Annotated in this window: 24 protein-coding genes; 6 read left to right on the top strand and 18 right to left on the bottom strand. The window is 51.5% G+C overall.

From position 1 onward, the window contains the following. Positions 1-45: 45 nt before the first annotated feature. Positions 46-432: a YijD family membrane protein gene (locus G5S52_RS19375; protein ID WP_002539753.1), complete on the bottom strand. Its 387-nt coding sequence runs from the start codon at positions 430-432 to the stop codon at positions 46-48. A gap of 5 nt (positions 433-437) precedes the next feature. Beyond that, positions 438-1,082, bottom strand: a complete 645-nt coding sequence (gene fabR, locus G5S52_RS19370; protein WP_002539752.1) for an HTH-type transcriptional repressor FabR — start codon at positions 1,080-1,082, stop codon at positions 438-440. 279 nt (positions 1,083-1,361) lie between these two features. Between fabR and G5S52_RS19365 the strand changes: the two genes are divergently transcribed. Together G5S52_RS19365 and sthA are read left to right on the top strand one after the other, a co-directional pair. Beyond that, positions 1,362-2,336: a DUF2860 family protein gene (locus G5S52_RS19365; protein WP_165017583.1), complete on the top strand. Its 975-nt coding sequence runs from the start codon at positions 1,362-1,364 to the stop codon at positions 2,334-2,336. Between the two features lie 157 nt (positions 2,337-2,493). Further along, on the top strand, positions 2,494-3,909 hold the full coding sequence (gene sthA, locus G5S52_RS19360) for a Si-specific NAD(P)(+) transhydrogenase (protein WP_165017580.1): 1,416 nt from the start codon (positions 2,494-2,496) through the stop codon (positions 3,907-3,909). Between the two features lie 74 nt (positions 3,910-3,983). Here sthA and cysQ read toward each other — a convergent pair whose 3' ends face one another. From cysQ to gspC, 14 genes are all read right to left on the bottom strand, one after another. Then, the gene (gene cysQ, locus G5S52_RS19355) at positions 3,984-4,799 is read right to left on the bottom strand and encodes a 3'(2'),5'-bisphosphate nucleotidase CysQ (protein WP_046305057.1); all 816 of its coding nucleotides are present in this window, start codon (positions 4,797-4,799) and stop codon (positions 3,984-3,986) included. A gap of 62 nt (positions 4,800-4,861) precedes the next feature. Continuing rightward, positions 4,862-5,413: an ADP compounds hydrolase NudE gene (gene nudE / locus G5S52_RS19350; RefSeq protein ID WP_165017577.1), complete on the bottom strand. Its 552-nt coding sequence runs from the start codon at positions 5,411-5,413 to the stop codon at positions 4,862-4,864. Between the two features lie 13 nt (positions 5,414-5,426). Further along, entirely contained in the window at positions 5,427-6,176 is a 750-nt protein-coding gene (locus G5S52_RS19345; protein WP_165017574.1) for a type II secretion system protein N, read from the bottom strand. 1 nt (position 6,177) lies between these two features. Then, positions 6,178-6,663, bottom strand: coding sequence for a type II secretion system protein M (locus tag G5S52_RS19340; protein WP_165017570.1), 486 nt, complete (start codon positions 6,661-6,663; stop codon positions 6,178-6,180). Next, the gene (gene gspL / locus G5S52_RS19335; protein ID WP_165017567.1) at positions 6,660-7,868 is read right to left on the bottom strand and encodes a type II secretion system protein GspL; all 1,209 of its coding nucleotides are present in this window, start codon (positions 7,866-7,868) and stop codon (positions 6,660-6,662) included. The genes G5S52_RS19340 and gspL overlap by 4 nt, the downstream gene beginning before the upstream one ends. Next, positions 7,840-8,853, bottom strand: a complete 1,014-nt coding sequence (gene gspK / locus G5S52_RS19330; RefSeq protein WP_438590730.1) for a type II secretion system minor pseudopilin GspK — start codon at positions 8,851-8,853, stop codon at positions 7,840-7,842. Before gspK ends, gspL begins: the two co-directional genes overlap by 29 nt. Next, positions 8,850-9,491 (bottom strand): type II secretion system minor pseudopilin GspJ, encoded by a 642-nt coding sequence (gspJ, locus tag G5S52_RS19325; RefSeq protein ID WP_039850160.1) that lies wholly within the window; start codon positions 9,489-9,491, stop codon positions 8,850-8,852. Before gspJ ends, gspK begins: the two co-directional genes overlap by 4 nt. Continuing rightward, positions 9,475-9,837, bottom strand: coding sequence for a type II secretion system minor pseudopilin GspI (gene gspI, locus G5S52_RS19320; RefSeq protein WP_039850159.1), 363 nt, complete (start codon positions 9,835-9,837; stop codon positions 9,475-9,477). The genes gspJ and gspI overlap by 17 nt, the downstream gene beginning before the upstream one ends. Further along, positions 9,834-10,394, bottom strand: coding sequence for a type II secretion system minor pseudopilin GspH (gspH, locus tag G5S52_RS19315; RefSeq protein ID WP_368737484.1), 561 nt, complete (start codon positions 10,392-10,394; stop codon positions 9,834-9,836). Before gspH ends, gspI begins: the two co-directional genes overlap by 4 nt. Further along, entirely contained in the window at positions 10,394-10,831 is a 438-nt protein-coding gene (gspG, locus tag G5S52_RS19310; protein WP_002539739.1) for a type II secretion system major pseudopilin GspG, read from the bottom strand. Before gspG ends, gspH begins: the two co-directional genes overlap by 1 nt. A 44-nt stretch (positions 10,832-10,875) precedes the next feature. Beyond that, on the bottom strand, positions 10,876-12,096 hold the full coding sequence (gspF, locus tag G5S52_RS19305; protein ID WP_002539737.1) for a type II secretion system inner membrane protein GspF: 1,221 nt from the start codon (positions 12,094-12,096) through the stop codon (positions 10,876-10,878). Further along, positions 12,096-13,568 (bottom strand): type II secretion system ATPase GspE, encoded by a 1,473-nt coding sequence (gene gspE / locus G5S52_RS19300; protein WP_438590731.1) that lies wholly within the window; start codon positions 13,566-13,568, stop codon positions 12,096-12,098. The genes gspF and gspE overlap by 1 nt, the downstream gene beginning before the upstream one ends. 67 nt (positions 13,569-13,635) lie before the next feature. Further along, entirely contained in the window at positions 13,636-15,654 is a 2,019-nt protein-coding gene (gspD, locus tag G5S52_RS19295; RefSeq protein ID WP_165017555.1) for a type II secretion system secretin GspD, read from the bottom strand. A 23-nt stretch (positions 15,655-15,677) separates the two neighbouring features. Then, positions 15,678-16,586: a type II secretion system protein GspC gene (gene gspC, locus G5S52_RS19290; protein WP_165017552.1), complete on the bottom strand. Its 909-nt coding sequence runs from the start codon at positions 16,584-16,586 to the stop codon at positions 15,678-15,680. Between the two features lie 276 nt (positions 16,587-16,862). Between gspC and hslR the strand changes: the two genes are divergently transcribed. From hslR to G5S52_RS19270, 4 genes are all read left to right on the top strand, one after another. After that, complete coding sequence (gene hslR / locus G5S52_RS19285) at positions 16,863-17,273, top strand: ribosome-associated heat shock protein Hsp15 (protein WP_165017549.1); 411 nt, start codon at positions 16,863-16,865, stop codon at positions 17,271-17,273. An 18-nt stretch (positions 17,274-17,291) separates the two neighbouring features. Next, positions 17,292-18,167: an Hsp33 family molecular chaperone HslO gene (gene hslO / locus G5S52_RS19280; protein ID WP_165017546.1), complete on the top strand. Its 876-nt coding sequence runs from the start codon at positions 17,292-17,294 to the stop codon at positions 18,165-18,167. Positions 18,168-18,479: 312 nt separating this feature from the next. Continuing rightward, a complete protein-coding gene (gene pckA, locus G5S52_RS19275) occupies positions 18,480-20,111 on the top strand; it encodes a phosphoenolpyruvate carboxykinase (ATP) (protein WP_165017543.1) in 1,632 nt (543 codons plus the stop codon). 215 nt (positions 20,112-20,326) lie between these two features. Beyond that, complete coding sequence (locus tag G5S52_RS19270; protein WP_165017540.1) at positions 20,327-22,216, top strand: AsmA family protein; 1,890 nt, start codon at positions 20,327-20,329, stop codon at positions 22,214-22,216. 13 nt (positions 22,217-22,229) lie between these two features. Here G5S52_RS19270 and G5S52_RS19265 read toward each other — a convergent pair whose 3' ends face one another. Both G5S52_RS19265 and dtd read right to left on the bottom strand, forming a co-directional pair. Continuing rightward, on the bottom strand, positions 22,230-23,174 hold the full coding sequence (locus G5S52_RS19265) for a bifunctional GNAT family N-acetyltransferase/hotdog fold thioesterase (RefSeq protein WP_046305078.1): 945 nt from the start codon (positions 23,172-23,174) through the stop codon (positions 22,230-22,232). Between the two features lie 33 nt (positions 23,175-23,207). Continuing rightward, positions 23,208-23,642 carry a D-aminoacyl-tRNA deacylase gene (gene dtd / locus G5S52_RS19260; RefSeq protein ID WP_002539721.1) on the bottom strand — a complete coding sequence of 145 codons (435 nt, stop codon included), beginning with the start codon at positions 23,640-23,642 and terminating at the stop codon, positions 23,208-23,210. Positions 23,643-23,654 lie beyond the last annotated feature (12 nt).

Raw genomic sequence — 23,654 nt, 5'->3', positions numbered from 1 at the left:
CAGAAAAAGGCGCCTTAGGCGCCTTTTTTGTGTCAACTGCCAGCATTACTCTTCGGCAGGGGTTTCTTCTTTCTTAGTGCCACCGACACTCAGCCAACCCATCTTGAATGCCACCCAGAAAACCAACAGCATGGTCACGATAATTGGGAAGAAGTTACCGCCAAGCTCTGGCACCTGCATACGCACAAACGCCGTATAACCAAAGGCACCGACCAGGAAACAGGCAAACGCGATAAGCGGTGTGCCCTCGGTCAGTGGTTGGTTAACATGCTGCTGGTAAAAGCAGTACACCGCCAGAATAAAGGCAATGATCGGGAAAACGGAGAAAGCAACGCTATCGACGAAAAGCGTTGCCAGTGATGCGCTGCCACATAGACCTGCGACCACGGCGAGAAGGAGAAATTTACGCTCTGATTGGTGATTCTGTTCCATATTACTTACCTGCCTGAAGACAACTTATCCTTGAGAGCATTGCGTTCACGTTCTTTACGGTACCAGTAAGCGCCTTTCGCAATAATGCGCAGCTGGGTCACCAGACGTTCCGCGAGTTCAGCACGTGCGCGCTTGTCCAGATCCAGTGCTTCTGCACCTGAGCTGAATACCAATGTGACACATGCCTCTGCCTGATTATAGGCTTCATCTCGGGTCGATCCGCCTGTCGCCTGGAAATATTCCGTCAGCTCAGCGATAAAGTGTTGAATTTCACGTGCGACGGCTGCACGGAAAGCCGCTGAAGTACCGGAACGTTCACGCAATAGCAGCCTGAATACATTGGGGCTGCTTTCGATAAATTCCATAAAGGTTTCTACTGACGTTCTGACAACGCTACCTTCGGTGGCGATACGTTGGCGAGCTTGTCGCATCAATTGACGCAACAACAAACCACCTTCATCCACCATGGTCAGGCCAAGTTCGTCCATATCTTTGAAGTGGCGGTAAAACGACGTCGGTGCAATACCGGCTTCACGTGCCACTTCGCGTAAGCTGAGACTGGAAAAGCTTCGGTCTGCGCTGAGTTGGCTAAAAGCCGCGTCAATCAGCGTTCGCCGGGTTTTTTCTTTCTGTTGAGCTCTAATTCCCATCGTCAGTGTTTTACCTCATGAAATCTAACCGCAAACTATACTCGGTTTTTTTAGTGAGTTCAGTGCTAATACTCAAACTACGTTAAGAAGCTTTATTGTCCTATTCATCAACTTGCCTCATTCAAAAACCCCAAACACCTCATTTAATGCCTTGCCGGTCCTTTTCATGCCATAACCCCAGCCAATACTGACAAATTTGAGTCATGTCGCTCATTTATTATTCGCTCTAAGATCAGCGCCATATGCTCATTCCTGTTAACGACACAGAAGGCCTGATTTATGAAACATGTAAAAGTTGCCACCTGCCTCCTCTTCGCGGGTTTCTCCTCAATAAGTAACGCACAACTAGCCAAAGAAGAAGGGGTGACTGGTGAGTTTTCCATGTTGGCGGGCATGTCTTCGACGAACTCAAATTTATCGACCTCTGGTGATGAGTATTTACCAAATGGCGCACAAAAACGCACCGAGGAGTTAATTGGGGGAGCGCTTGGCAACCTTACCTACACCTTTGGCGAAGACCTTAATAAACAGGTTTTTATTGGTACATCCCGCGAAGACATTGCCACGGGTCTCATTGCTCTGGAAATGGGTTATCGCTATTTGACTGACTCCGGCACTAAAGTGAGTCTGGCGTTCCTCCCAACCGTGCTCAGTGAAGAAGTGTGGAAGGACCCTTACAATTTTGACGCAGCAAGAGAAACCACTGACAGAACGGGCAACGCCTATCTTTTCTCACTCTCCAACATCAATGGCTCTGCCTACTCCGTTGATATCGGCATCGCAAACATCAAGGTGGATGAGGAATTATCGGGAGTAACTCAAGACACTCAACAACTGATGAACAGAGATGGCAACAGCTATTTTGGCAAGCTGAGTTACCAAGGCATGCTGACGCCAACAAGCGGCTATAGCGTTTCTCTTCGCTACCTGCACCATGACACTAAGGGTGATGCGATGGCCTATGATCACCTTGGTGCGGAAGGCACATGGTTCAAGCTCCATCAACGCCACAAGTTTGCAGCAACGCTAACTACCGGCTCATCAAAATACAAAGCGCCAAACCCTATATTTGAAGATGAAAAACGTTCAGATACGCATTACACAGCATTCGGTGCCTATGAGTATGCAAATCTGTTTGGTTTTGAGGATTTCTCGTTTGTCTCTTTAGCGAGCTACACCCATCACACCTCGAATATCGACTTCTATGATTACGATGAATATTTCTTCTCGGCAGGGTTTAGCGTCTTTTTCTAGGGCATTTCCTTTCGTATATGCATTTAGAGGCCTGTTTTTACGTTAAGTTGCGTGATCACCTACGCTGAATAGGAGCGAGTTGATTCTCGCCACGCCTTGTGAGCGCTACACTTAGCCCGCAATCCTTAACATAATGAAAACAAAAGGCCATACGGACATGAGCAAAGCGACCCCTACATCGTCTAACCATTTTGATGTCATCGTAATAGGTAGCGGCCCTGGCGGCGAAGGGGCTGCCATGGGCCTGACCAAAGCGGGCTTACGCGTCGCGGTGATTGAAAAAGAAGGTACCGTTGGCGGCGGGTGTACCCACTGGGGCACCATTCCATCCAAAGCGTTGAGACACACCGTCAGCCGTATTATCGAGTTCAACCAGAGCCCTATTTATACTGGCGACAACAAGCAGGTACACAGTACCTTTTCCGCCATTCTTGGCCATGCCCAATCAGTTATTGGCAAACAGACCCGCATGCGTCAGGGCTTTTACGACAGGAACCTCTGTAGCATCATTCACGGCAGCGCCAAGTTCAGCGGCACGCACGAAATTGAAGTAAAAGCCGCGGATGGCAGCGTCGACAAATACACGGCCGACAAATTCGTTATCGCGACAGGTTCACGCCCTTACCGTCCAAAAGATGTCGACTTCAAGCATCCGCGTATCTATGACAGTGACTCTATCCTCTCGCTGCAGCACGACCCTCGTCACGTCATCATCTATGGAGCGGGCGTTATCGGCAGCGAATATGCGTCTATCTTCCGTGGTCTTGGTATTAAAGTGGATTTGATCAATACCCGTGACCGCCTGCTCTCGTTCCTCGATAACGAAATGTCAGACTCGCTTTCCTACCACTTCTGGAACAGCGGCGTTCTGATCCGTAATGATGAGACCTACGAGAAAATCGAAGGCACCAAAGACGGCGTTATCTTGCATCTACAGTCCGGCAAGAAGATGAAAGCTGACTGTATTTTGTTTGCTAACGGCCGTACCGGTAATACCGATGCGCTGAACCTGAAAGCCGTCGGCTTGAAGGCAGATTCACGTGGTCAGCTCAAAGTGAACGATAACTACGGCACCGAAGTAGAGCACGTTTACGCGGTTGGTGATGTGATTGGTTATCCAAGCCTTGCGAGTGCAGCTTACGATCAGGGTCGAATCGTCGCTCAGGCAATGGTGGAAGGTCAGGCCAAAGGCCGCCTTATCGATCATATCCCAACCGGGATTTACACCATTCCGGAAATCAGCTCAGTGGGTAAAACCGAGCAGGAACTAACCGCGGCAAAAGTGCCTTATGAAGTGGGACGCGCGCAGTTTAAGCATTTGGCGCGCGCACAGATTGCTGGCATGGATGTGGGAAGCCTGAAAATCCTGTTCCACCGCGAAACTAAAGAGATCTTGGGGATCCACTGTTTTGGTGAGCGTGCGGCGGAGATCATCCACATCGGTCAGGCGATCTTTGAGCAAAAAGGCGAAGGGAATACGTTGGATTACTTCATCAATACTACCTTCAACTATCCGACCATGGCAGAAGCCTACCGCGTAGCAGCCTTGAACGGCCTTAACCGTCTGTTCTGATTTGCCGCAGGCAATAAAAAAACGGAGCTTCTGCTCCGTTTTTTGTCTCTGGACGAAAGTGAAAGGTGGCTAGGTTAGCCTTCCAGCCTCACAATCTGTCGCCAAGGCAGTTCGGTATCACCCAGTACAATGAAATTCGGGTTTTCCAGCGAGTCCCTCTCGTTGTAGGACAGCGGTGAAAGCGTCATATCCAGAATACGTCCGCCCGCTTCTTCTACGATGCATTGGGTCGCCGCCGTGTCCCATTCGCCGGTTGGGCCAAGGCGAAGGTAGCAATCCACCGCGCCTTCTGCGACTAAGCAGGACTTCAGCGCCGCAGAACCCAGAGGCACCAAATCATAGTTGCGGCTAGGCTCAAGGCGGTCAGTGATCGCTTTGATGTCCTGACGACGGCTTATCGCAATCGACAGAGATGCGAGTTCATCTTCATGCTTGAGGATAGACAGACGGTGTTTTTCGCCATCCGGCATCACCTTCCACGCCCCGTGACCTTTGGCAGCATAGTATGAAACCCCGGAAACTGGACCATACACCACACCCATCACCGGCTGATTGTTTTCCACCAGTGCGATAATGGTGGCAAAGTCGCCACTTCCGGCAATGAACTCCTGTGTGCCGTCCAGCGGATCCACCAGCCAGTAACGCTCCCAGTTGCCACGCTCAGCAAACGGAATCGAAGCGTCTTCTTCTGACAGCACAGGAATATCCGGGGTTAATGCACTCAGGCGTTCAGTAACCAGTTTGTGCGCCGCGAGATCGGCGCTGGTCACTGGTGTGTCATCGCTTTTGATGTTCTTTTCAAATTCACCACGCTGATAGATATCCAGGATCACCTGACCGGAAGCCCGGGCAATCTCTATCACGGGTTGAAGCAGTTGTGACAGCTCCATGTAACACTCCTCTTGGGCTCTCACACTACGACTTTGTCCAATGGTCTTTGGTCACGAAGTGATCAACGGCCGGAAAGCTCTCTCAAGGCCAACAGTAATGCAGTAATACTGCGCGCTTCCCCAAAATCGACGTGAGATAACAATTCTTCTGCCTGCGCAACAGGCCAACGGACCAATTCCAACGGCTCAGGTTCATCGCCCTCGAGCTTCTCTGGATACAGGTCCTGCGCCAGCAGCAGGGTCATTTTGCTGGAAAAATAAGACGGTGCGAGCACCACTTCTTTCAGCGGGAACAATTGATGAGCACCGAAACCAATTTCTTCTTTAAGTTCTCGGTTTGCCGCTTCTAAGGCGGTCTCACCCGGATCAATCAGCCCCTTTGGAAAGCCTAGTTCATAACGTTCAGTTCCGGCAGCGTATTCGCGCACCAACAGTAAGTCGCCGTTTTCTGTCACTGGCACCACCATCACAGCATTGCGGCCGCTTGGTTTCATGCGCTCGTAAGTGCGCTCTTCACCGTTACTGAACTTTAGATCCAAGGCTTCAATCTGAAACAGACGCGATTTAGCAACAACCTTAGCGTCCAGAATTTCAGGTGGAATCTGCTTTTTCATGCTTGCTCTCCCGTTAACCGCTGAAACTGAGGCGATAACGGCCTTCGCTGTCCGGCGTACCTAAGAAACCAAGTTGGCCTCGCATGCTTTCGGGAAATGTCTCTCCCGGCGCAAACCAACCATTCAGGCTATAGCGTTGATCCGGTGACAGCGAAATATTGAAATCAGTTTCAATCGCATCAGACGCACTGTCACCATCCATCACCAACTGACCTTCATTGCAGGACAATTGCGCGACCACTAAACCCGGATCAATCGTGCCGATGGGTGAAGCCACGTTGCCTTGCGACCAAGCAAGGTTGCCAGCGAGCGATTCACAGAAAGGCTGTTGGTTAAACAGGTAATCGCGTACGGTTAAATCAAACTGTCCGGACAGACTAACAGGCATTGGATACGGAATAAACGACTGCACCACATTGGCAGACGCCGAGACCAAAAGGTTATTCGCGTAGAGACCACCCAGGCTATATCCCAGGTTTCCGCGCGCCGACAAACCCGGCGAGCCAGAAAGGCGCAGTTCCACATCTGCTTTGCCGGTAAAGAGTTTCAGTGGATTGAACTGCCACTTCAACGCACCCATTTCCCGACCTTGAAACGTAAAATTAGACGCCGAGCCATTCCACAAGGTTCCCGATACGCCACTGAGCGACAGTCCTTGCATGGGCGGAAGGTAACGCACAACCAGATTCGCCGGAATGTGCACCACAGCGCTCGAGATCAATACGACAAGAAAAAGCACGCTCCATAGGATCACACGTTTCATCTTACCCTCTTCCCAGTTGCAGTCGTTTTACTTCAACGACACCCTGAGTGTCGGTTTTGCCCACATCAATAAACTTCACTTCGACGCCGTGATTAATCGATAGGTAGTCAAGCCAGCTGATAAGTGAATTGAATGGCATCGGCTTCAGCCACACTTGAATCTCTTCCTGCTGAGGCTGCAAACGCACAATTTCGAGGTTATAACGCTTAACTGACGTGGTCACAGACTGGTTAAGTGGGAGGGCGCTCACCTGACCGCTGTTTCCAGCCACACGGCGCAACGCTTGGATTTCGGCGGCTTTGCCATCCACCCAACTCAGCAAGCTACGCTCGCTATTCAAACGTTGTTGGGCCTGCTCGGCACGTTCCTGTAATGGACTGATAACTCCCCAGTAAAGGACACCCAGAACCAATACTGCGCTTGCGACACTCAGCAAGCGTTGCTCGCGGCGCGATAGGCCTTTCCAATAAGCAATCAATGCGTTCATGATGGCTCCTTACGCAATACAAAGGCGCCGGTCACGGTTTGCTGATCGCGGCTTAGCTGCCCCAGCTCTGTGTTGTATTTGGTCGACAAGGCTTCACGCAATTTCTCGAAGTCTCCGAAATCCTTTCCACGCGCATTCAAACGAAGCTCCCCGCGGTCCTGATCGAACCGAAGCGCATCGAGCTGGATGCCCGGCGCAGATTCTAACAGCGGGCCTAATTCGGACATCCACACCATCACGCCTGATTGGTTGCCACCACCGGAGAGCCTGCTCACTTCTCCTTCGATGATACGGCGCATATAACTGGTGGTCGGGATACGCTGATTTTGCGGCAGAAGTGCGCGCACTTTCGCTTCGCTTTGCTCACGGTATTGCGCGGCCTGCGCTTCCATCTGATAGATGTCTGCGATTTTCTCGCCACCCAACACGGCCAATAACACCGCCGCGGCAATCGCCGCGCCGCGCCAAGGCTTAAGATGTTTGTAAATCTGGTTCTGTGGTTTGTAGTGTCCTGCCAGCAGGTTGTAGCGGCTTTGCATCGCCTGTTGAGCAAGGAGAAGCATCACCAGCTCACACGGTTCAGTTTTCCAGTTGTCACCCATGTCTTCCGGGACATCTGAATAGCTGTAGACGGTTTTAGTACCGCCATCCTCTTCATGGAGACTGTTAATGCTTTGCAGCCAAACTGGCAGCCAGCCTTCTTCGACGGCGCTGCCCTCTGTTTCGCCGGTGCGCATCAGCCAGCGATGGTTCAGATTCGCCGCACTGTAGCCATCATCATGCATTGGCAAACACAAGCAATCCGGCACCAGCTTACGAATATGCAGTCCAGCATCAGCCAAATCGTCCAGCCAACGCTGGAGTAGCTTGTGCTCGACCACGGCAACATTGGCAAGCTCGCCGCTTTTCCCCAGCAAAGTGATATGAACCTGATCCACATCCTGTGCCAAGTCATCTTCTAAAAGGAAGGGTAAAACGGTGTCGAGCTGGCGTTCACTGCCCGCAGGAATCGTCGCGGTAGTCAGCGTGATAGCAGCACTGTCAGCCAATGCCACCACGTCCCGCTCAGCCGCATAATCCGTCAGCTGTGACAAGCTCTCGGCCTCACCAGAAGCAATCACTTCCTGCTGGGCTGGCGACCAGACCAGCCAGGGGATCAACTCCTGCGGATCACTGTTAAGCCTGATTGTCAGGATCTCGCTCACTCATTCCTCCAAAGCGACGACGGATAACGGTTACCGCGCCGTTGTCATCCCTCTTCAGCAAAGAACGCAGTCTTAGCGTCACGCTGTCGAGGGTAATTTCTGTATCCAATTCAAAGTAGCGGCTGCGCACATCCAAATATTGCTGCAGTCGTTCCCTTTCATCTTGTTCAATGCCCGCCAGTACTGGCTCGGCCATAAAGCTGGCCACGTCCTGCCAGCCATCAACGGCGTTTCTTCCGTTGATCAATTCTTTTGCCTGATCCTCACTGAGGTTCGGGTGGAAGATGGCGCTCAATATTGGCGCATCTTCCTCGGTCAGTGTGTTAACGTTCACCACCAACTTATCGCTGGGAATCGCACAAAGTAGCGAACCAACTTTGTCGAACATATCTTGCGTCACGCCATTGATGGCACGCCATTCAGAGATGTCCGCGATAAAACTGTTTGGCGCTACGTGTGGCACGGGACGCGCTTCGTATTCACTGTCTTCCACGCCTAGCGGCGACTGGACATTGGTGTCAGTATCGACAAATTCCCAGGTTGCCGCTGCCGCAGTTTCCGCTTCAAAGCTGTCGATGCCCTGCGATTCAATCAGCTGTTGAAACGACACCACCATTTTAGGGTTAGTGCCATTTTCCGTCGGTTTCACACTGCGAAGTCCGTTGACGTTAAAACACGCCTGTCGGTCGTAAACATTACCCGTCGCCTGGCCACCATCGAGCGGATAAACCTGATCACGTACAGCCCACGGCTGACTGAGGGTCACAGTATCGTTACTGTCGAAGCTTTCCTCGATACCAAAACGGGCCAAGGATTCAACCGATTGGGCGTACCAGTAGGCTTGTTGATATCGCACCTGACTTTCTGCCCGGTTGAAGTTTACAAACATCCTACCCGACATGCTGACCGCAACCGTGGTCATCAATGCCATGATGAGTAGCACCACCAAAAGGGCAACGCCGCGTTGTGACCGACGCTTCATCATGGCGTATTCCCCACCGGCGGTGCCAGAGTTTGTCCTGGCAGCAGATAAATACGGGTTAGCTCACCATAGCGCTCGGTATCCAACGTCACCCGGATGGCTTTTGGCATTTCGAGCGGCGTGTCCCAATCGCGTTTCCATCCATCTGAGCCCTGCACCTCAAACTTAATGTCTGTCACACCCTCAAGCAAAGGCATGGAAGCAGGTTCCGTCGCGGAGCTGTCATCTGGGTACATCCAGCGAATGCGTTCCAGTGTGTCATCCTGAATGCGGTAACCCACCTTCACCACTTCTCCACGCGGGAAAAGCTGTTGTGGGTTAATCCAGCCACCGCGTACAAATCGGATCCCCTGCGATTCTGAATCCAGTAAATCGTCACCAAATTCCAACAAAGTTTCTTTGGCTTCGTCGCCACCATTTCGGTATTGGCGTGCCAGCATCTGACGGAAGTCGCTGTCCATAATTAATAGTGTGCGTTGCAGGCTTTTTAGTGCATTGCCCACTTCTTCTGTCTGTATGTTGCTGTTAATGACGTTCCGGAAAATCTGATTCGCCGCCAGACTCAGGGTGGCGAAAATCATCAACGCCAGCAGCACTTCAATCAGGGTAAAACCCTTCGCTCTCTTAGTTCGCAGGCACATAGGTCCTCACCGATACCAGAGAGCCTTGACGACGCTCATCCGCCCAGACAATCACATCTACCGCCCGAAGCAGGTTGTCAGAGGTCGGAATAGGTTTCACCGTCCAGAACCACTCGCGCCCAGCCATTTTCGTGCTGCCATTTTTCGCCGATGTCACTGGTTTGTCTTCCAGCACAAACAGCGCCAACTGATTGTCTGCCACCATGGACGCAAAGGTTTTTTCTTCCAATACGCCCAAAGAATTAACATGTTGGCCGGTGGCATTAAGCACCGCCATTGCCGCCACGGCAAATACCGCCATGGCTACCAAGACTTCAATGAGGGTAAAGCCGCGACGCTTTCTCACTCTTTATCCTCATTCAAGTTCTTCACTTCGAATGTTGCCACATCATTGCCTTTCACCTGCCAGAGGCGCTTTTTGTCCGCCACAATGGTCAGGGTAAATGGAATAATTTCACCGTTCCCCATCAGGACAACCTGAGGCTGGGGCGGTTTGTTCTCCTCGTCCGCAAACATCTCTTCGTCGAACAGGCTTTCTCTGTCGAACAGACGATCTTCTTCAGACACAAAGCCACTGACTTCTAAATCAAGCACCAGTCCTTCAGGCAAGGTAACGGACGTAATGTTTCGCTCTTGCTCTACTGGCTCCCAATCCTCACGGGTCAGGCGAAGAAGCTGGTAACCGTCTTTTTCAACGTTGAGGCCAAACGTCTGCCCTGTCAGCAAGGACTGCTCTGTCCAAAGCTGAATGAGCTGGAAGAAGCGCTGGGCTTCTTCCTTGGCTTCATCACTTTTGTTTTGTGGAAGATTGGGCACCACGATGACAGCACTGATTGCCAGCAGCACCATCACCAGCAGGATTTCCAGCAACGTAAACCCGGACGGCGCCCTCTTCTCATCGATTAGTTGATGTCCAGCATGTTCCAGTTGCCGATGTCCTGATTCACGCCTTCACCGCCTTCCTGACCATCAGCACCCAGCGTGAAGATATCGACTGTACCGTGCTCACCCGGATTCAGGTATTGGTACTGGTTGCCCCAAGGGTCTTGTGGCAGACGTTTGATGTAACCATCCTGACGGTAGTTACGCGGCTCTGGCGACGAAGACGGTTTTGACACCAATGCATCCAGGCCCTGATCGGTGGTTGGGTAAACGCTGTTATCTAGGCGGTACATATCCAGCGCATTTTCCAGTGCACTGATATCAGTGACGGCTTTTTGTTGGTCAGCTTTGTCTTTGTTACCCAGCAGGTTTGGTACCACCAAACTTGCCAGTACACCCAAAATAACGATAACAACCATGATTTCCAGCAGGGTGAAGCCCTGTTGACGACGTTGCATTTTCTATCTCTCCTGAAAAAACACTGCTTGGCAGCGAGTTGTGGTTACACGCCCACGATATTGTTGAGCTGGATAATTGGCATTAAGGTTGCCACGACAATAAACAGTACGATTAGCGCCATCACAATGATGAGCAAAGGCCCGAAGATCCCCAGTGCGATATTGACCTGAGATTCGAAGTCTCTGTCCTGATTGTCAGCCGCGCGGGTCAGCATTTGCTCAAGCTCACCACTTCGCTCACCACTGGCAATCATGTGTAACATCATGGGTGGAAACAGTTTCGACTTTTCCAGCGATACCCTAAGGCTCGCCCCTTCCCGGACGCGATCAGACGCTTCCAGAACTTTACTTTTCACCCAGGTATTGGTCATCACGTCTGCCGCAACCTTCATCCCATCCAACAGGGGAATGGCGCTTGAAGTACAAATCGACAGAGTACGGGCAAAGCGTGAGGTATTCAGCCCCCGCGCAACCCGCCCAACCACAGGCATACCAAGTACGCTTCTATCCCAGCCTAGGCGCCGCTCTGCGTTTCTGAGCATCACACGGAACAGTACGAACAAAGCCACCGAGACACCCAGCACCAACAGTCCCCAATTGGTGACGAAATCGCTCGCCGCGAGCAATATCTTGGTGATGTTTGGCAGCTCAGCCCCAGTTTGCAGGAACTGGCCCACGATGTCCGGCACCACGGTTGCCAGCAAAAAGGCAACGATACCGATCGCAGCGACCGTCAGTACCATGGGGTAAACCATGGCCTGAATCAGTTTGTTCTTCACTTGCTGGCGGTTTTCCACGTAATCGGCGAGACGCTCAAGCACAGGGCCGAGATGACCGGATTTCTCACCGGCCGCCACCATGGCGCGGAACAGTTGGTCAAACACATGAGGGTAATCGCCAAGGCTGTCAGAAAGCGTGTAGCCTTCGACCACCCTTGCACGCACGCCGGTGAGCATGTTCTTGAGTCGCTGCTTTTCCGATTGGTCGGCAACAGCTTTGATACATTCTTCCAATGGCATGGCAGCCTGCACCAGGGTCGCAAGCTGACGGGTCAACAGCGCCAGTTCATTGGTACTGATCCCACGTTTGAAGCCGACAGAGGCAGATTGTTTTTGCTGCTCTTTTTCGTGCGTTTGCGCCACTTCCATCGGCACCAACGACTTCTCGCGCAGCATCTGACGCGCCTGACGCGCTGTGTCTGCTTCAATAACGCCTTTTACGGTGCGGCCTTTGGCATTTAACGCTTTGTATTCAAACGCTGCCATTAGCCCTCCCGCGTCACACGCAGGACTTCTTCCAGCGTGGTCTGGCCCTTGCGAACTTTCATCAGGCCATCAGCACGGATACTCGGCGTGGACTCGCGAACATAACGTTCAATCGCCTGCTCACCCGCTTCGTTATGGATGAGCTCCTGCACCTGGGTATCAACGACAAGAAGCTCGTGGATACCGGTACGGCCGCGATAGCCTTTATGATTACACTTCTTACAGCCCTTGGCTTTGTAAAGTGTCAACGGTTCGCTTTCTGACAACTCAAACCAGGCTTTGCTTTGAGCATCCGCTTCGTAAGGTTCTTTACAATCCGGACACAGGGTACGCACCAATCGTTGTGCCAGCACGCCAAGCAAAGAGGAAGACACAAGGAAAGGCTCAATACCCATATCACGAAGACGGGTCACTGCACCGACTGCGGTATTGGTGTGAAGGGTCGACATCACGAGGTGGCCCGTCAGTGACGCCTGCACCGCGATTTGCGCGGTTTCAAGGTCGCGGATCTCACCAACCATCACCACATCCGGGTCCTGACGCAAAATGGCGCGCAGACCACGGGCGAAGGTCATATCAACTTTGGTGTTCACCTGTGTCTGGCCGATGCCATCGATATCAAATTCGATAGGGTCTTCGACCGTCAGAATGTTTCGCTCCGCACTGTTAAGCTCAGTCAGACCTGCATACAGCGTGGTCGATTTACCCGAACCTGTCGGACCGGTCACCAGCAAAATGCCGTGCGGGCGTTTGATAAGATGCTGGAAGTTGTCGTGAACCGCCGGAGTCATACCCAGACTTTCCAGATCAAGTTGGGTAGCGTTTTTATCGAGAAGACGCAGCACTACACGCTCGCCGTGAGATGAAGGCATGGTCGAAACACGCACATCTACAGCACGTCCACCGATGCGCAGTGAAATACGGCCATCCTGTGGAACACGTTTCTCTGCAATATCGAGTCGCGCCATAACCTTGATACGCGACACCAACAGCGGCGCCAGCTTGCGGCTAGGACTTAATACCTCACGCAGTACACCATCCACACGGAAACGGATAGACAGGCTCTTTTCGAAAGTTTCGATATGGATATCCGAAGCCGTTTCTTTAATGGCCTCGCCGAGCATGGCGTTGATGAGCTTGATGATTGGCGCATCATCTTCCGATTCCAGCAAATCCTCGCTCTGCGGCAGCTCTTCAGCCAGCGCAAAGAAATCGTCACTGTCAGCGCCGATGTCTTCCATCAATTGCTGAGCTTCGGAAGAGTCACGCTGGTAAAGCTGGGTCAGCTTAGGCTCGAAATCTTCTGAGCGCAGCTGGATCGGTGTAAAGCCATGACCGAGAACGCGGCGTACTTCGTTGAGCACCGCAGGCTTTGGCTGGTCACGGTAGTACAGCAGGAAACCATTCTCTGTTCGCTCCACCATCACGCCATGGCGCTTGGCAAAGCCAAAAGGCAGTCTTGTGGCTACCATTGGGGCATTAAGGTCCTGAGCCAGTTCTGCTTCGACTTCCGTATCCTGAGACAGCAATTCCATGGCCTTACCTCAGCTCAGCCATGATGGCGCGCACTTCCGCAGGCATGGTCAAATCAGCGCCAAACTCCGGCAGTACTGGTGTTGTCACGCCCGGCATCAACTTCACTTCTTCCTGCGCACGGAAAATCTGCTCGGCGCGGATGTAGTTGTACTTACGCTGTGTGATGCCATCTGCAGTCAGACCGGTGCGGATGATAGTCGGCTTGATAAACAGCATCAGATTACGCTTGGTTTTGCCTGACGAGGTTGATTTGAACAGGTGGCCAAGAATCGGGATATCACCCAGCAAAGGTACTTTCTGCTCACTCTCGTTGGTTTGCTCGTCAATCAGACCACTCAGTACAATCATCTGTTGATCAGCCGCCAGTACCGAGGTGTTGATTTGACGCTTACCAAAGCGGATATCGACGGCGCCGCTTGCGCCCAGTACGTTCGAGATTTCCTGTTCGATGTTGAGCTGTACAGAATCACCTTCGTTGATTTGCGGAGTGATCTTGAGTTTCACACCGACATCTTTACGCTCAACGGTCTGGAATGGGTTGTCGTTGTTGGAACCTGTGGCAGAGCCCGTCACAACAGGCACTTCCTCACCCACGATGAACGAAGCTTCTTCGTTATCCAATACCATCAGGCTTGGCGAAGAAAGGATGTTGGAATCACTGTTGGTCGACACTGCAGTCACCAGAGCGGTCCAGTCACCGAAGACTACACCGGCAGCAAGACCACTGACACCGCCCAGCACTTCTGCAATCGCCGTTGGGTCGCCAGACTCAGTAATTGGCACCTGAACCAGGTTGTTATTGTTGTCGAAGCGCGACTCTGTCGTTGTCTTGTCTTTCGCTTCTTCCTGCGCAGCCAGGTAGTTAGTGATTGGTACGCCAGTATTACCAAACTGGATACCACCACCGTCCAGTGAGCCCCACTGAATACCGAGGTTTGCACCGTCGCTTTCTGACATTTCGACGATCATGGCTTCAATCAGAACTTGGGCACGGCGAATATCAAGCTGTGAAATCACACCTTCCAACGCTCGCATAATGTCTGGCGGCGCAGTAATAACCAGCGAGTTAGTGCCTTTGTGCGCCGAGATCTTCACGTCCCCGCCGACACCGGTAGCGCTTTTCTGGCCACCTTGCTTCTCTGCAATCAGGTTTTCTGATACGCCCTGAAGCACATCGACCACTTCTTCGGCTTTGGCATAACGAAGGTAAATCACACGGTTGTTGCCAACAGTTGCCATTTCGCGGTCAAGTTGGTTGATAAGACGGCGGATGCGATCACGCACCTGTGGCTCGCCGGAGATGAGTACAGAGTTCGTGCGCTCATCGGCGACAAAACTTGGTTGGAGAAGTTGTGGCGTGCTTTTGCCGTCGCCTTGTTTGTTCAGGCTTTCCACGATGCGCACCATTTCTGATGCTGAAGCATGCTTAAGGTGAACCACTTCCACTTCTTTATTACCGGCCTGGTCGACACGCTCAATGATGTCTGCCAGGCGGTTTACCACCGCTGCACGGCCTGTGATCATGATGACATTCGCAGGGTCGTAGTGAACCACGTTACCAGCACCCGCGTTATCAATCAGCTGACGCAGCAGCGGGGACAATTCCCGCACAGAGACGTTTTTCACTGAGACCACTCGGGTGACAACGGCGTCGCCCTGAATATTGTCATTGTCGCCCACCACAGGAATTGCCGATTGCTTGGCGTCTTTGTCACGCACCACTTTCAGCACACCGTTTTCCATTTCCACCACAGCAAAGCCGTAAACCGACAGTACGTTGAGGAAAAATTGGTAGTACTGATCTTCATTCAGCACGTCGTAGCTGCGCACGTTCACTTTGCCGCGCACCGCTGGGTCAACAATGATGGTCTTTTCGAGGTTGCGTCCGACAATCTCGATAAATTCCTGGATATCTGTTCCCTTAAAACTGGCACTGAATTCGGCAGCCCAAGCTCCCATGCTTTGCATGGCAAGCACACCTGCAACTAACCAGGATGTTTTACGTTTTTTCCACGTATTCACTTCGTTCTCCGTTTCCAGTCCAGTTACAGACCGATATAAATTTCGTGCAATTGACCGTCACGCTGGACGGTTAGGCTGATTTCAGAGGCATCAGACAAGCTTTGCCAAATACGGTTCATTTCTGCCGGGTTGGTCAAGTCAGCACCATTGATGCCTACAGCAACGTCGCCAGACTGAAGGCCAGCCTGCTCAAACAGGCGGCTGTCTCCACCAGGCCCAAGGCGATATCCCACCAGCCCTTCTTCGTTTCTCTCTTGAGACAGTGTGATGTATTTCAGCAATGCTTGCGGATTATTCATGATTTCTGCTTTCACATTGCTCAGATCTGCCTTTCCAGTGTTTTGGGGAATATTCGGCCTGGTTTGCGCGCGGGTCTTAGCAGGACTGGACTGGTTGTAATCGACCCCCGCTAGCATCAGCGCCTCATCACGCCCATTGTTTCGCAAAATGACGCGATCGGTTTGTACCTGACGAAGAATAACCCGCGTCCCCTCTATCGCTTCACCAATACCGTAGGTTTTTTGCGAGCCACGGTTAGCAATCACAGCCAAACCGCGATCAGGTTCAGAACTGGCAACCAAACCCACCAAGGTCAAATTCAGGCGGGTACGAGGAGCCTCGACGACAGGTTCAGTTTTTTTCTCAACGGGAGCGGCTTTGGCGCTGTATCGGCCAAAGAAGTGACGGTTGATCAATTGGTCGAGCTGATAAGCAGGTCCCTGTGCGACAACAGTCGCCACAGCAGCAGGTGCACCGGAAACGGCTTCAGGCGCAGAATTGGGCACCCAAACCCATACCAGTCTTCCCAGCGTCCATGCCAGTATCAATACCAGCAAACGCGTTACCCACTTCGCGAGCGCGGCCGGAAACGCTTTTCCTAGTTGTGGTTGCGCCCAGACAGGTAAGCGCTTTATCCCAAAATTCGAAGACATGTTTTTCCTGTTACAAACATCGGCACTTCATTGCCATTCAGTCAATTGCCGCAATCTGATGCCTTTTGGCACCTTAGAATAAGAATATGAAATTGACTCACCAATTTACCTGTTTTCTTGTCCATTGCCGATAAGTGAGAACTGATTTTTGTCTGAATGATTCCATTGCGGCTTGAAAGTTAGACGAATGAACACCATATAAGAGCTCGAATTGTGATGCTGATCGTATTCAGCAAACGTGATAAGTTTAGCCCCCCGAATGTAAAGGAGTGTCTAGTGGGCTCGAAAGATAACGATTTTGATCAGGATTTGCAGGTCAGGCTGGATAAATGGCTGTGGGCGGCACGTTTTTATAAAACCCGAACCATCGCCAGAAATATGATTGATGGTGGCAAGGTTCACTACAACGGCCAACGTTCCAAACCGAGCAAACTGGTAGAAATCGGCGCAGAGATCAAACTGAGACAAGGCTTTGATGAGAAAATCATCATCGTCGAACAACTGAGTGAGCGTCGCCGCGGCGCGCCGGAGGCTCAGGCCCTTTACAGTGAAACCAAGGAAAGCGTGTCGCGCAGGGAACAACGAAGCCTTGAGCGTCAGCTGAATGCACACAACCCAAGTCCAGATCGTCGTCCTGACAAAAAACAGCGACGCGATATTATCAAATTTAGACACAGTAACGATTAACGCCGGAGAAGTTATCCCATGGCACAAGACAGTCTGCACCGTTACTTGTTCGATGGCGTCTCTGTACGCGGCGAACTGGTTCAACTATCTGATTCATTCCAACAGCTGACGGGCAGCAAAAGCTATCCGGCACCGGTAAAAAACCTGCTGGGCGAGCTGATGGTCGCAACCAGCCTGCTGACAGCAACACTGAAGTTTGAAGGCAGTATTACGGTACAAATCCAAGGTGATGGCCCAGTGTCACTTATCGTTATCAACGGTAATCATGACCAAGTATTACGTGGTACAGCGCGCTGGAATGGCGATCTGCCAGAAGCGGCAACTTTGCCAGAACTCATGGGTAAAGGTCACATTGTGATCACCATCGAGCCAGACCAAGGCGAGCGCTACCAAGGCATCGTGGGTCTGGAAGGTGACACGCTCCAGGAATGTCTGGAAGACTACTTCGCACGTTCTGAGCAATTGAAGACCCGTCTGTGGCTGCGTACCGGTAAAGTAGACGGCGAATCGAAGGCGGCCGGTATGCTGCTGCAAATCCTGCCAGATGGCATGGGCAAAGAAGACGATTTCGACCATCTGGCAAAACTGACTGAGACAGTGAAAAACGAAGAGCTGTTCTCGCTGGAAGCGCAGGAAGTGTTATACCGTCTTTACCACCAAGAAAATGTAAAAGTCTACGAGCCGAAAAGTGTGACATTCAAGTGTTCATGCTCGCGTGAGCGCAGCGCTTCTGCAATTGCTGCGATTGAGCGTCAGGAAGTTGAAAAAATGGTCGCTGAGACCGGAAATATCAAACTTCATTGCGACTACTGCGGTGCTGATTACGAGTTCGACTCTGTTGATATTTCAGCAATTTTTGACCAGAACGGTCCTTCATCAGAAGCTGTGCATTAATAATTTTCTTAAATAATTAATGGTTAAAAATCCCACAAAAACCGGCCTCTGAGCCGGTTTTTTTCTACCAAATTTCCACTTTTCGCAAAAAAAGTACGCTGAATGCTAACCCCTTAATTTTGTACAAATAATAACCAATCTCGTGTGGCACACATACGCAACATGACGGTAATATTATAAGTACAGACTGGTTAAGACTATTACAAACCCTTAATTTGTTTGTGGTTATTTTTTGAGTTAACTCTCTGAATTGACTAATTCAGGTTGCTAGCATGGACGACAGTTACATTACATCTTACCCAAGGAGCACCTATGACTGTCATGAACGTCGAAAAAAAGGTTGCAAATAATGTCGATTTGTCAAAACACGGCATACACGATGTTAAAGAGGTTGTTCGTAACCCTACTTATGAACAACTTTTCGTTGAAGAAACAAAGCCGGAGCTGGAAGGATTTGAGAGAGGCACTGTAACGGAGCTAGGCGCAGTGGCTGTCGATACCGGGATTTTTACCGGTCGTTCTCCCAAAGATAAATACATTGTGCGCGACAACACTACCGAAAACACCCTGTGGTGGTCAGATCAAGGAACGAATGATAATAAACCTATCGACCAACACGTCTGGGATGACCTTAAAGCCCTCGTTACCCGCCAACTATCAGGCAAACGTGTGTTTGTGATTGATGGTTACTGTGGCGCCAACCCCGATACCCGACTGAGCATCCGCGTGATCACCGAAGTGGCCTGGCAGGCACACTTCGTGAAAAACATGTTTATCCGCCCAACCGAAGAAGAGCTGGAAAACTTTGAACCTGATTTCGTGGTCATGAACGGTGCGAAGTGCGTCAACGAGAAGTGGCAGGAGCATGGTCTGAACTCCGAAAACTTCACGGTATTCAACCTGACTGAGCGTATGCAGCTCATCGGTGGTACCTGGTACGGCGGTGAAATGAAGAAAGGTATGTTCGCGATGATGAACTACTTCCTTCCGCTTCAGGACATTGCTTCTATGCACTGCTCCGCCAACATGGGTAAAGATGGCGACGTGGCCATTTTCTTCGGTCTGTCCGGTACCGGTAAAACCACGCTTTCAACCGATCCAAAGCGCGCATTGATCGGCGATGATGAGCACGGTTGGGATGACAACGGTGTCTTCAACTTTGAAGGCGGCTGTTACGCAAAAACCATCAAGCTCTCTAAAGAAGCTGAGCCAGACATCTATAATGCGATTCGTCGCGATGCACTGCTCGAGAATGTCACCGTTCGCAACGACGGCTCCATTGATTTCGACGACGGTTCAAAAACAGAAAATACCCGTGTTTCTTACCCGCTTTACCACATTGAAAACATCGTGAAGCCGGTATCGAAAGGCGGCCATGCTAACAAAGTGATCTTCCTGTCTGCCGATGCGTTTGGTGTATTGCCACCAGTGTCTAAACTGACGCCTGATCAAACCAAGTACCACTTCCTGGCGGGCTTCACCGCCAAACTGGCGGGTACTGAGCGTGGTATCACCGAACCAACCCCAACCTTCTCAGCGTGCTTCGGCAATGCGTTTCTGACTTTACACCCAACCAAGTATGCAGAAGTACTGGTGAAGCGTATGGAAGCGTCAGGTGCAGAAGCATATCTGGTCAACACTGGCTGGAATGGCTCAGGTAAGCGTATTTCTATTAAAGATACCCGCGCGATCATCGATGCGATTCTGGACGGTTCGATTGAAGAAGCTGAAACCAAAGTGGTGCCAATATTCAATCTGGAAGTGCCTGTGAAGCTGCACGATGTCGATCCGGATATTCTGGACCCTCGTGACACCTACGTTGACCCTCTGCAGTGGGAAAGCAAAGCCGAAGATTTGGCAAAACGCTTTATCGACAACTTTGCGAAATACACTGACACCCCAGAAGGTCAGGCGCTGGTGAAAGCAGGCCCACAGCTCGACTAACCGACAGTCGCCACAAACATAAAGATAGAAAGCCCCCTGCTCCGGGGGCTTTTTGTTTTGCAGTTTGACGGACAATCTCTAAATTCCTCCATTGCCTTGGCGCTGAAACAGATTACTGCTTGAATAACGTTGATTTTTGCGCCAACCTCAACAGAATTGCGGCGTAACACGCTGCCCCCTTTCGCATCTGATAACCATAGAGAGAACACCGCCAAATGCGTTTCCTCGCCAAGTTGTTTGCCTCGCTTGTCATTATCACCTTGGTCGCATTGGGTGCGCTTATCACCGTACTCAGCACGAATTACGGCCTGCCATTGGTGCAAAAAACCGTGGCAACCCTCACGCCTTATACTTTGCGTGCCACCTCCCTAGACTACGATCTGCTCTCGCCTTTTTCCCTCACACTGATTGAACCAGAACTGGTTGAACAGGAAACAGGCGATACCCTTTACCGCGCAGGCTACGCCTCAGCAGCACTGTCGCTGTGGGAGTCCATTGATGGTTCGCTGACATTGCAAAGCGTAGTGATCCGCAAAGCGACGATTGATTTAAAAGACAAAGCAGCACTTCCGGAATCACTGTCGATAAAGCATCTTGCACTGGACGATGTCGCCTACCAAAGCAGTGCGTTTGCGTTTGACCATGCCGATATTCAAGTCGCCAACTGGCAAAATACCGAAGAGAAATGGGGAAGCTGGCAGGGACAGTTCCAATTCTCGACACCCTCTCTTTCTATCGACGGCCAGACACTGACCAACCTCTTGCTCGACAGTGAGCTGAATGAGGAAAAATGGGAAATTTGGGGACTGTCGTTTAACAGCCAGTTTGGCAATATCACTGGCAGCGCCACCATCGAAGACCGCAAGGTCACACTCCACCAGCTTACATTGAGCGACGCGCGTATTGAGCCTTCTGATAACCTTTCGAATCTCACTGCAATGTGGACATCGCTGAGCGAAGATTACGACATTGCCATCAACCGCCTTGATTTGCTGGACGTCAGTGCATCTCTGGACACGCTTACCCTCGAGCATCTAAACCTCTCGGCACAATCGGTCAACTTGCAGGGCGGCGAGTTGGTGTGGGCCGCCAACGATGCTTCCTCCCTGCTTTCTTTCAATGCCAATCTGATTAACTACGACACGTGGCTCTTGACCGATGTATTGGCAGAGATGTCGCTTTCCCCTGCACGTATCGAAGTCGGTGCCTTTTCCTCCAAAGTGGATGACGAGGGGTATATCTCCTTTGCCGGTGACATGACACCAGCGTCACTTTCATTGCGCTCGCTGGTGTTGAATGGGCTCACCCTTGAGCTTGAAGACGGGTTGTCCCGATCACTTTCGAGATACTGGAAGGGTTTTGACAATATCCGGTTGAACAACCTTACTGTGAGGCACACGAGCATCACAGTGCCAGATCCGGCTTTCCCACTGCAGGTGATGGGTCTCAACCTGAAAGGAAAAGATTTACTGCTAAGACAAGCCAGTCACAACGGGATGTGGCTAGGTGAGCTAACAGGGAGTGCTAAAGCCGCCAGCATCAACCGTATTCCGGTTTCCTCACCCTACCTGGCAATGCGCGTCGAAGATGGCATATGGCGGCTTGACCCATTGAGCCTGACGTTTCAACAAGGTCAGCTGGCCGCTAAGGCCAATGCCGACCTATCCAATCCAAGTCGCCCTTGGCTGTTTGAAGGCACAGGACTCAGTTTGCCAACCGCCATTTATTCGCGCTGGTTGGGTCTGAACCTGCCTCTTGAAGGTGAACATGATCTCTCAGTGCGCGTCTCTGCACTGGGTGGAGATAAGGACAGTCTGGCTTACAGCCTGACCGGAGATCTCAAAGCCACACCGCACCGTACCGTGATGCTTGCTAACCAAGGAGAATCCTTCGGTCAAGCTTTGTTGATGTTGTTTGCGGATAAAACCGGGGAAGCGGAGAAAGTGGCACTGCCAGTGAGTCTTGGCGAAGTGAAAATCGCTGCCGATCGCGGCCGGATTGGGCTGGCTCCGCTCAGTTTAGTGCAGGAAGGACAGCGCTCAACGCTGTCGGGACAATGGGATCTGGTGACGGGCAATGGCGGATTATCCCATTCACGCCAGTAAGCAAGTTGGAAAATCAGCCAAACAGTAATGTTTGGCTTTCAATGGTATCTGCTGCTTTTTCCTGCTCAGGAACCAGCATGTAGGTGCCTGTGAAGGTCCCCGCCACATCATCGCCACTGTAGAAAGTGACTTCCAGTTTCACCCGGGCTTTGCGGCCGTTTTCAAGGCGATCGAGATCCCCACTTAGCCCATCAAGAGATACCGCAGCGCGTGGACGTTCCAGAATCGGCCGACGGTATCGGATATGGCTGTCAGCCAGCACGATGCTTGCTGATAACTGACGCTCTTTCATCAGCAGCCATACCATCCCCCAACCAGCAAGGGTTGCCATGCTGAACACACTGCCTGCAAACATGGAGTCATGGGGATTGAGGTTGGCATTGAGCAGCGCACAAATTTCAAAGCGGTAGCCGGTAAACTGATTGATGCGTATACCCATTTTGTCGCTGATGGGGATTTGTTGCTCCCAGCGCTGCTGAAGTTCGTGACACCATTCCGGGCGGCGCACGACATCGGACATCATATCGAGGGTTTTCAGCATCTGTTGGTGACGCACAGGGCCGCGCTCTTCACTCAGCTCACCCTGATTGACAAAACCGTTCTGGCTATAGAAACCAATGGCGTCTTCACGGGCGTTACAGACCAGTCGTTTCGCGCCTTCCTGGCGTGCCAGCGATTCCAATGTCATGAGAATGAGTGCACCTAAACCACGCTGACGATATTGCGGAGCCACGGCCATGTAGCGAATTTGGCCGTCGTTGTCCGGTGTCAGGTAAAGACGGCCAATGGCGATCGGCTCGCCTTTAGCGTCAACAATCATGCGGTGGTGAGAACCAACATCATAGGCGTCGCGCTCAGAGCCTTCCGGCAGACGCCAGGGTTCACGAAGCATCTTCCAGCGAAAATGAAAATACGCTTGAAGCTCATCATCCTTGGTAGGGGTGATTAACCGAAACATCCTGTTTCTCTCCTCGTGAACCCAACTGGGTTATTAAACCTGCAGCCAGAAAGTCACCGGACCATCGTTCACCAGGCTCACTTTCATGTCGGCTGCAAACACACCATTTTCTGTTTTGACACCGCTTTCGCGACAATATTGCGAAAACAATTGATAAAGACGATCCGCTTCCGCCGGAGGCGCGCCGTTAAAACTGGGGCGCATCCCTTTGTTAGTGAGAGCTGTCAGCGTGAACTGGGAAACCACCAGTACCTCTCCACCCGCCTGTTGCACGTTCAGGTTCATCTTGTCGTTTTCGTCACTGAATACGCGGTAACCCAACACCTTCTCATGCAGGCGATGCGCTTTCTTATCATCATCGCCTTTTTCAACACCCAGCAGCACCAACAGCCCTTTGCCAATCGCACCGACAGTCTCGCCGTCAACCACCACACTGGCTTCGCTGACTCGCTGGATAAGCGCAATCATAGCAGCTCCTTT

The sequence above is a fragment of the Grimontia sedimenti genome, assembly GCF_011045095.1.
GTDB classification, from domain to species: Bacteria; Pseudomonadota; Gammaproteobacteria; order Enterobacterales; family Vibrionaceae; genus Enterovibrio; species Enterovibrio sedimenti.
This window is presented reverse-complemented; position numbering and strand designations above follow the sequence as displayed.

Excerpts from the sequence above, each read along its gene's own strand:
- G5S52_RS19375 (WP_002539753.1), bottom strand. The coding sequence starts at position 432 with ATGGAACAGAATCACCAATCAGAGCGTAAATTTCTCCTTCTCGCCGTG.
- fabR (WP_002539752.1), bottom strand. The coding sequence starts at position 1,082 with ATGGGAATTAGAGCTCAACAGAAAGAAAAAACCCGGCGAACGCTGATT.
- G5S52_RS19365 (WP_165017583.1), top strand. The coding sequence starts at position 1,362 with ATGAAACATGTAAAAGTTGCCACCTGCCTCCTCTTCGCGGGTTTCTCC.
- sthA (WP_165017580.1), top strand. The coding sequence starts at position 2,494 with ATGAGCAAAGCGACCCCTACATCGTCTAACCATTTTGATGTCATCGTA.
- cysQ (WP_046305057.1), bottom strand. The coding sequence starts at position 4,799 with ATGGAGCTGTCACAACTGCTTCAACCCGTGATAGAGATTGCCCGGGCT.
- nudE (WP_165017577.1), bottom strand. The coding sequence starts at position 5,413 with ATGAAAAAGCAGATTCCACCTGAAATTCTGGACGCTAAGGTTGTTGCT.
- G5S52_RS19345 (WP_165017574.1), bottom strand. The coding sequence starts at position 6,176 with ATGAAACGTGTGATCCTATGGAGCGTGCTTTTTCTTGTCGTATTGATC.
- G5S52_RS19340 (WP_165017570.1), bottom strand. The coding sequence starts at position 6,663 with ATGAACGCATTGATTGCTTATTGGAAAGGCCTATCGCGCCGCGAGCAA.
- gspK (WP_438590730.1), bottom strand. The coding sequence starts at position 8,853 with ATGATGAAGCGTCGGTCACAACGCGGCGTTGCCCTTTTGGTGGTGCTA.
- gspJ (WP_039850160.1), bottom strand. The coding sequence starts at position 9,491 with ATGTGCCTGCGAACTAAGAGAGCGAAGGGTTTTACCCTGATTGAAGTG.
- gspG (WP_002539739.1), bottom strand. The coding sequence starts at position 10,831 with ATGCAACGTCGTCAACAGGGCTTCACCCTGCTGGAAATCATGGTTGTT.
- gspF (WP_002539737.1), bottom strand. The coding sequence starts at position 12,096 with ATGGCAGCGTTTGAATACAAAGCGTTAAATGCCAAAGGCCGCACCGTA.
- gspE (WP_438590731.1), bottom strand. The coding sequence starts at position 13,568 with ATGGTAGCCACAAGACTGCCTTTTGGCTTTGCCAAGCGCCATGGCGTG.
- gspC (WP_165017552.1), bottom strand. The coding sequence starts at position 16,586 with ATGTCTTCGAATTTTGGGATAAAGCGCTTACCTGTCTGGGCGCAACCA.
- hslO (WP_165017546.1), top strand. The coding sequence starts at position 17,292 with ATGGCACAAGACAGTCTGCACCGTTACTTGTTCGATGGCGTCTCTGTA.
- pckA (WP_165017543.1), top strand. The coding sequence starts at position 18,480 with ATGACTGTCATGAACGTCGAAAAAAAGGTTGCAAATAATGTCGATTTG.
- G5S52_RS19270 (WP_165017540.1), top strand. The coding sequence starts at position 20,327 with ATGCGTTTCCTCGCCAAGTTGTTTGCCTCGCTTGTCATTATCACCTTG.
- G5S52_RS19265 (WP_046305078.1), bottom strand. The coding sequence starts at position 23,174 with ATGTTTCGGTTAATCACCCCTACCAAGGATGATGAGCTTCAAGCGTAT.
- dtd (WP_002539721.1), bottom strand. The coding sequence starts at position 23,642 with ATGATTGCGCTTATCCAGCGAGTCAGCGAAGCCAGTGTGGTGGTTGAC.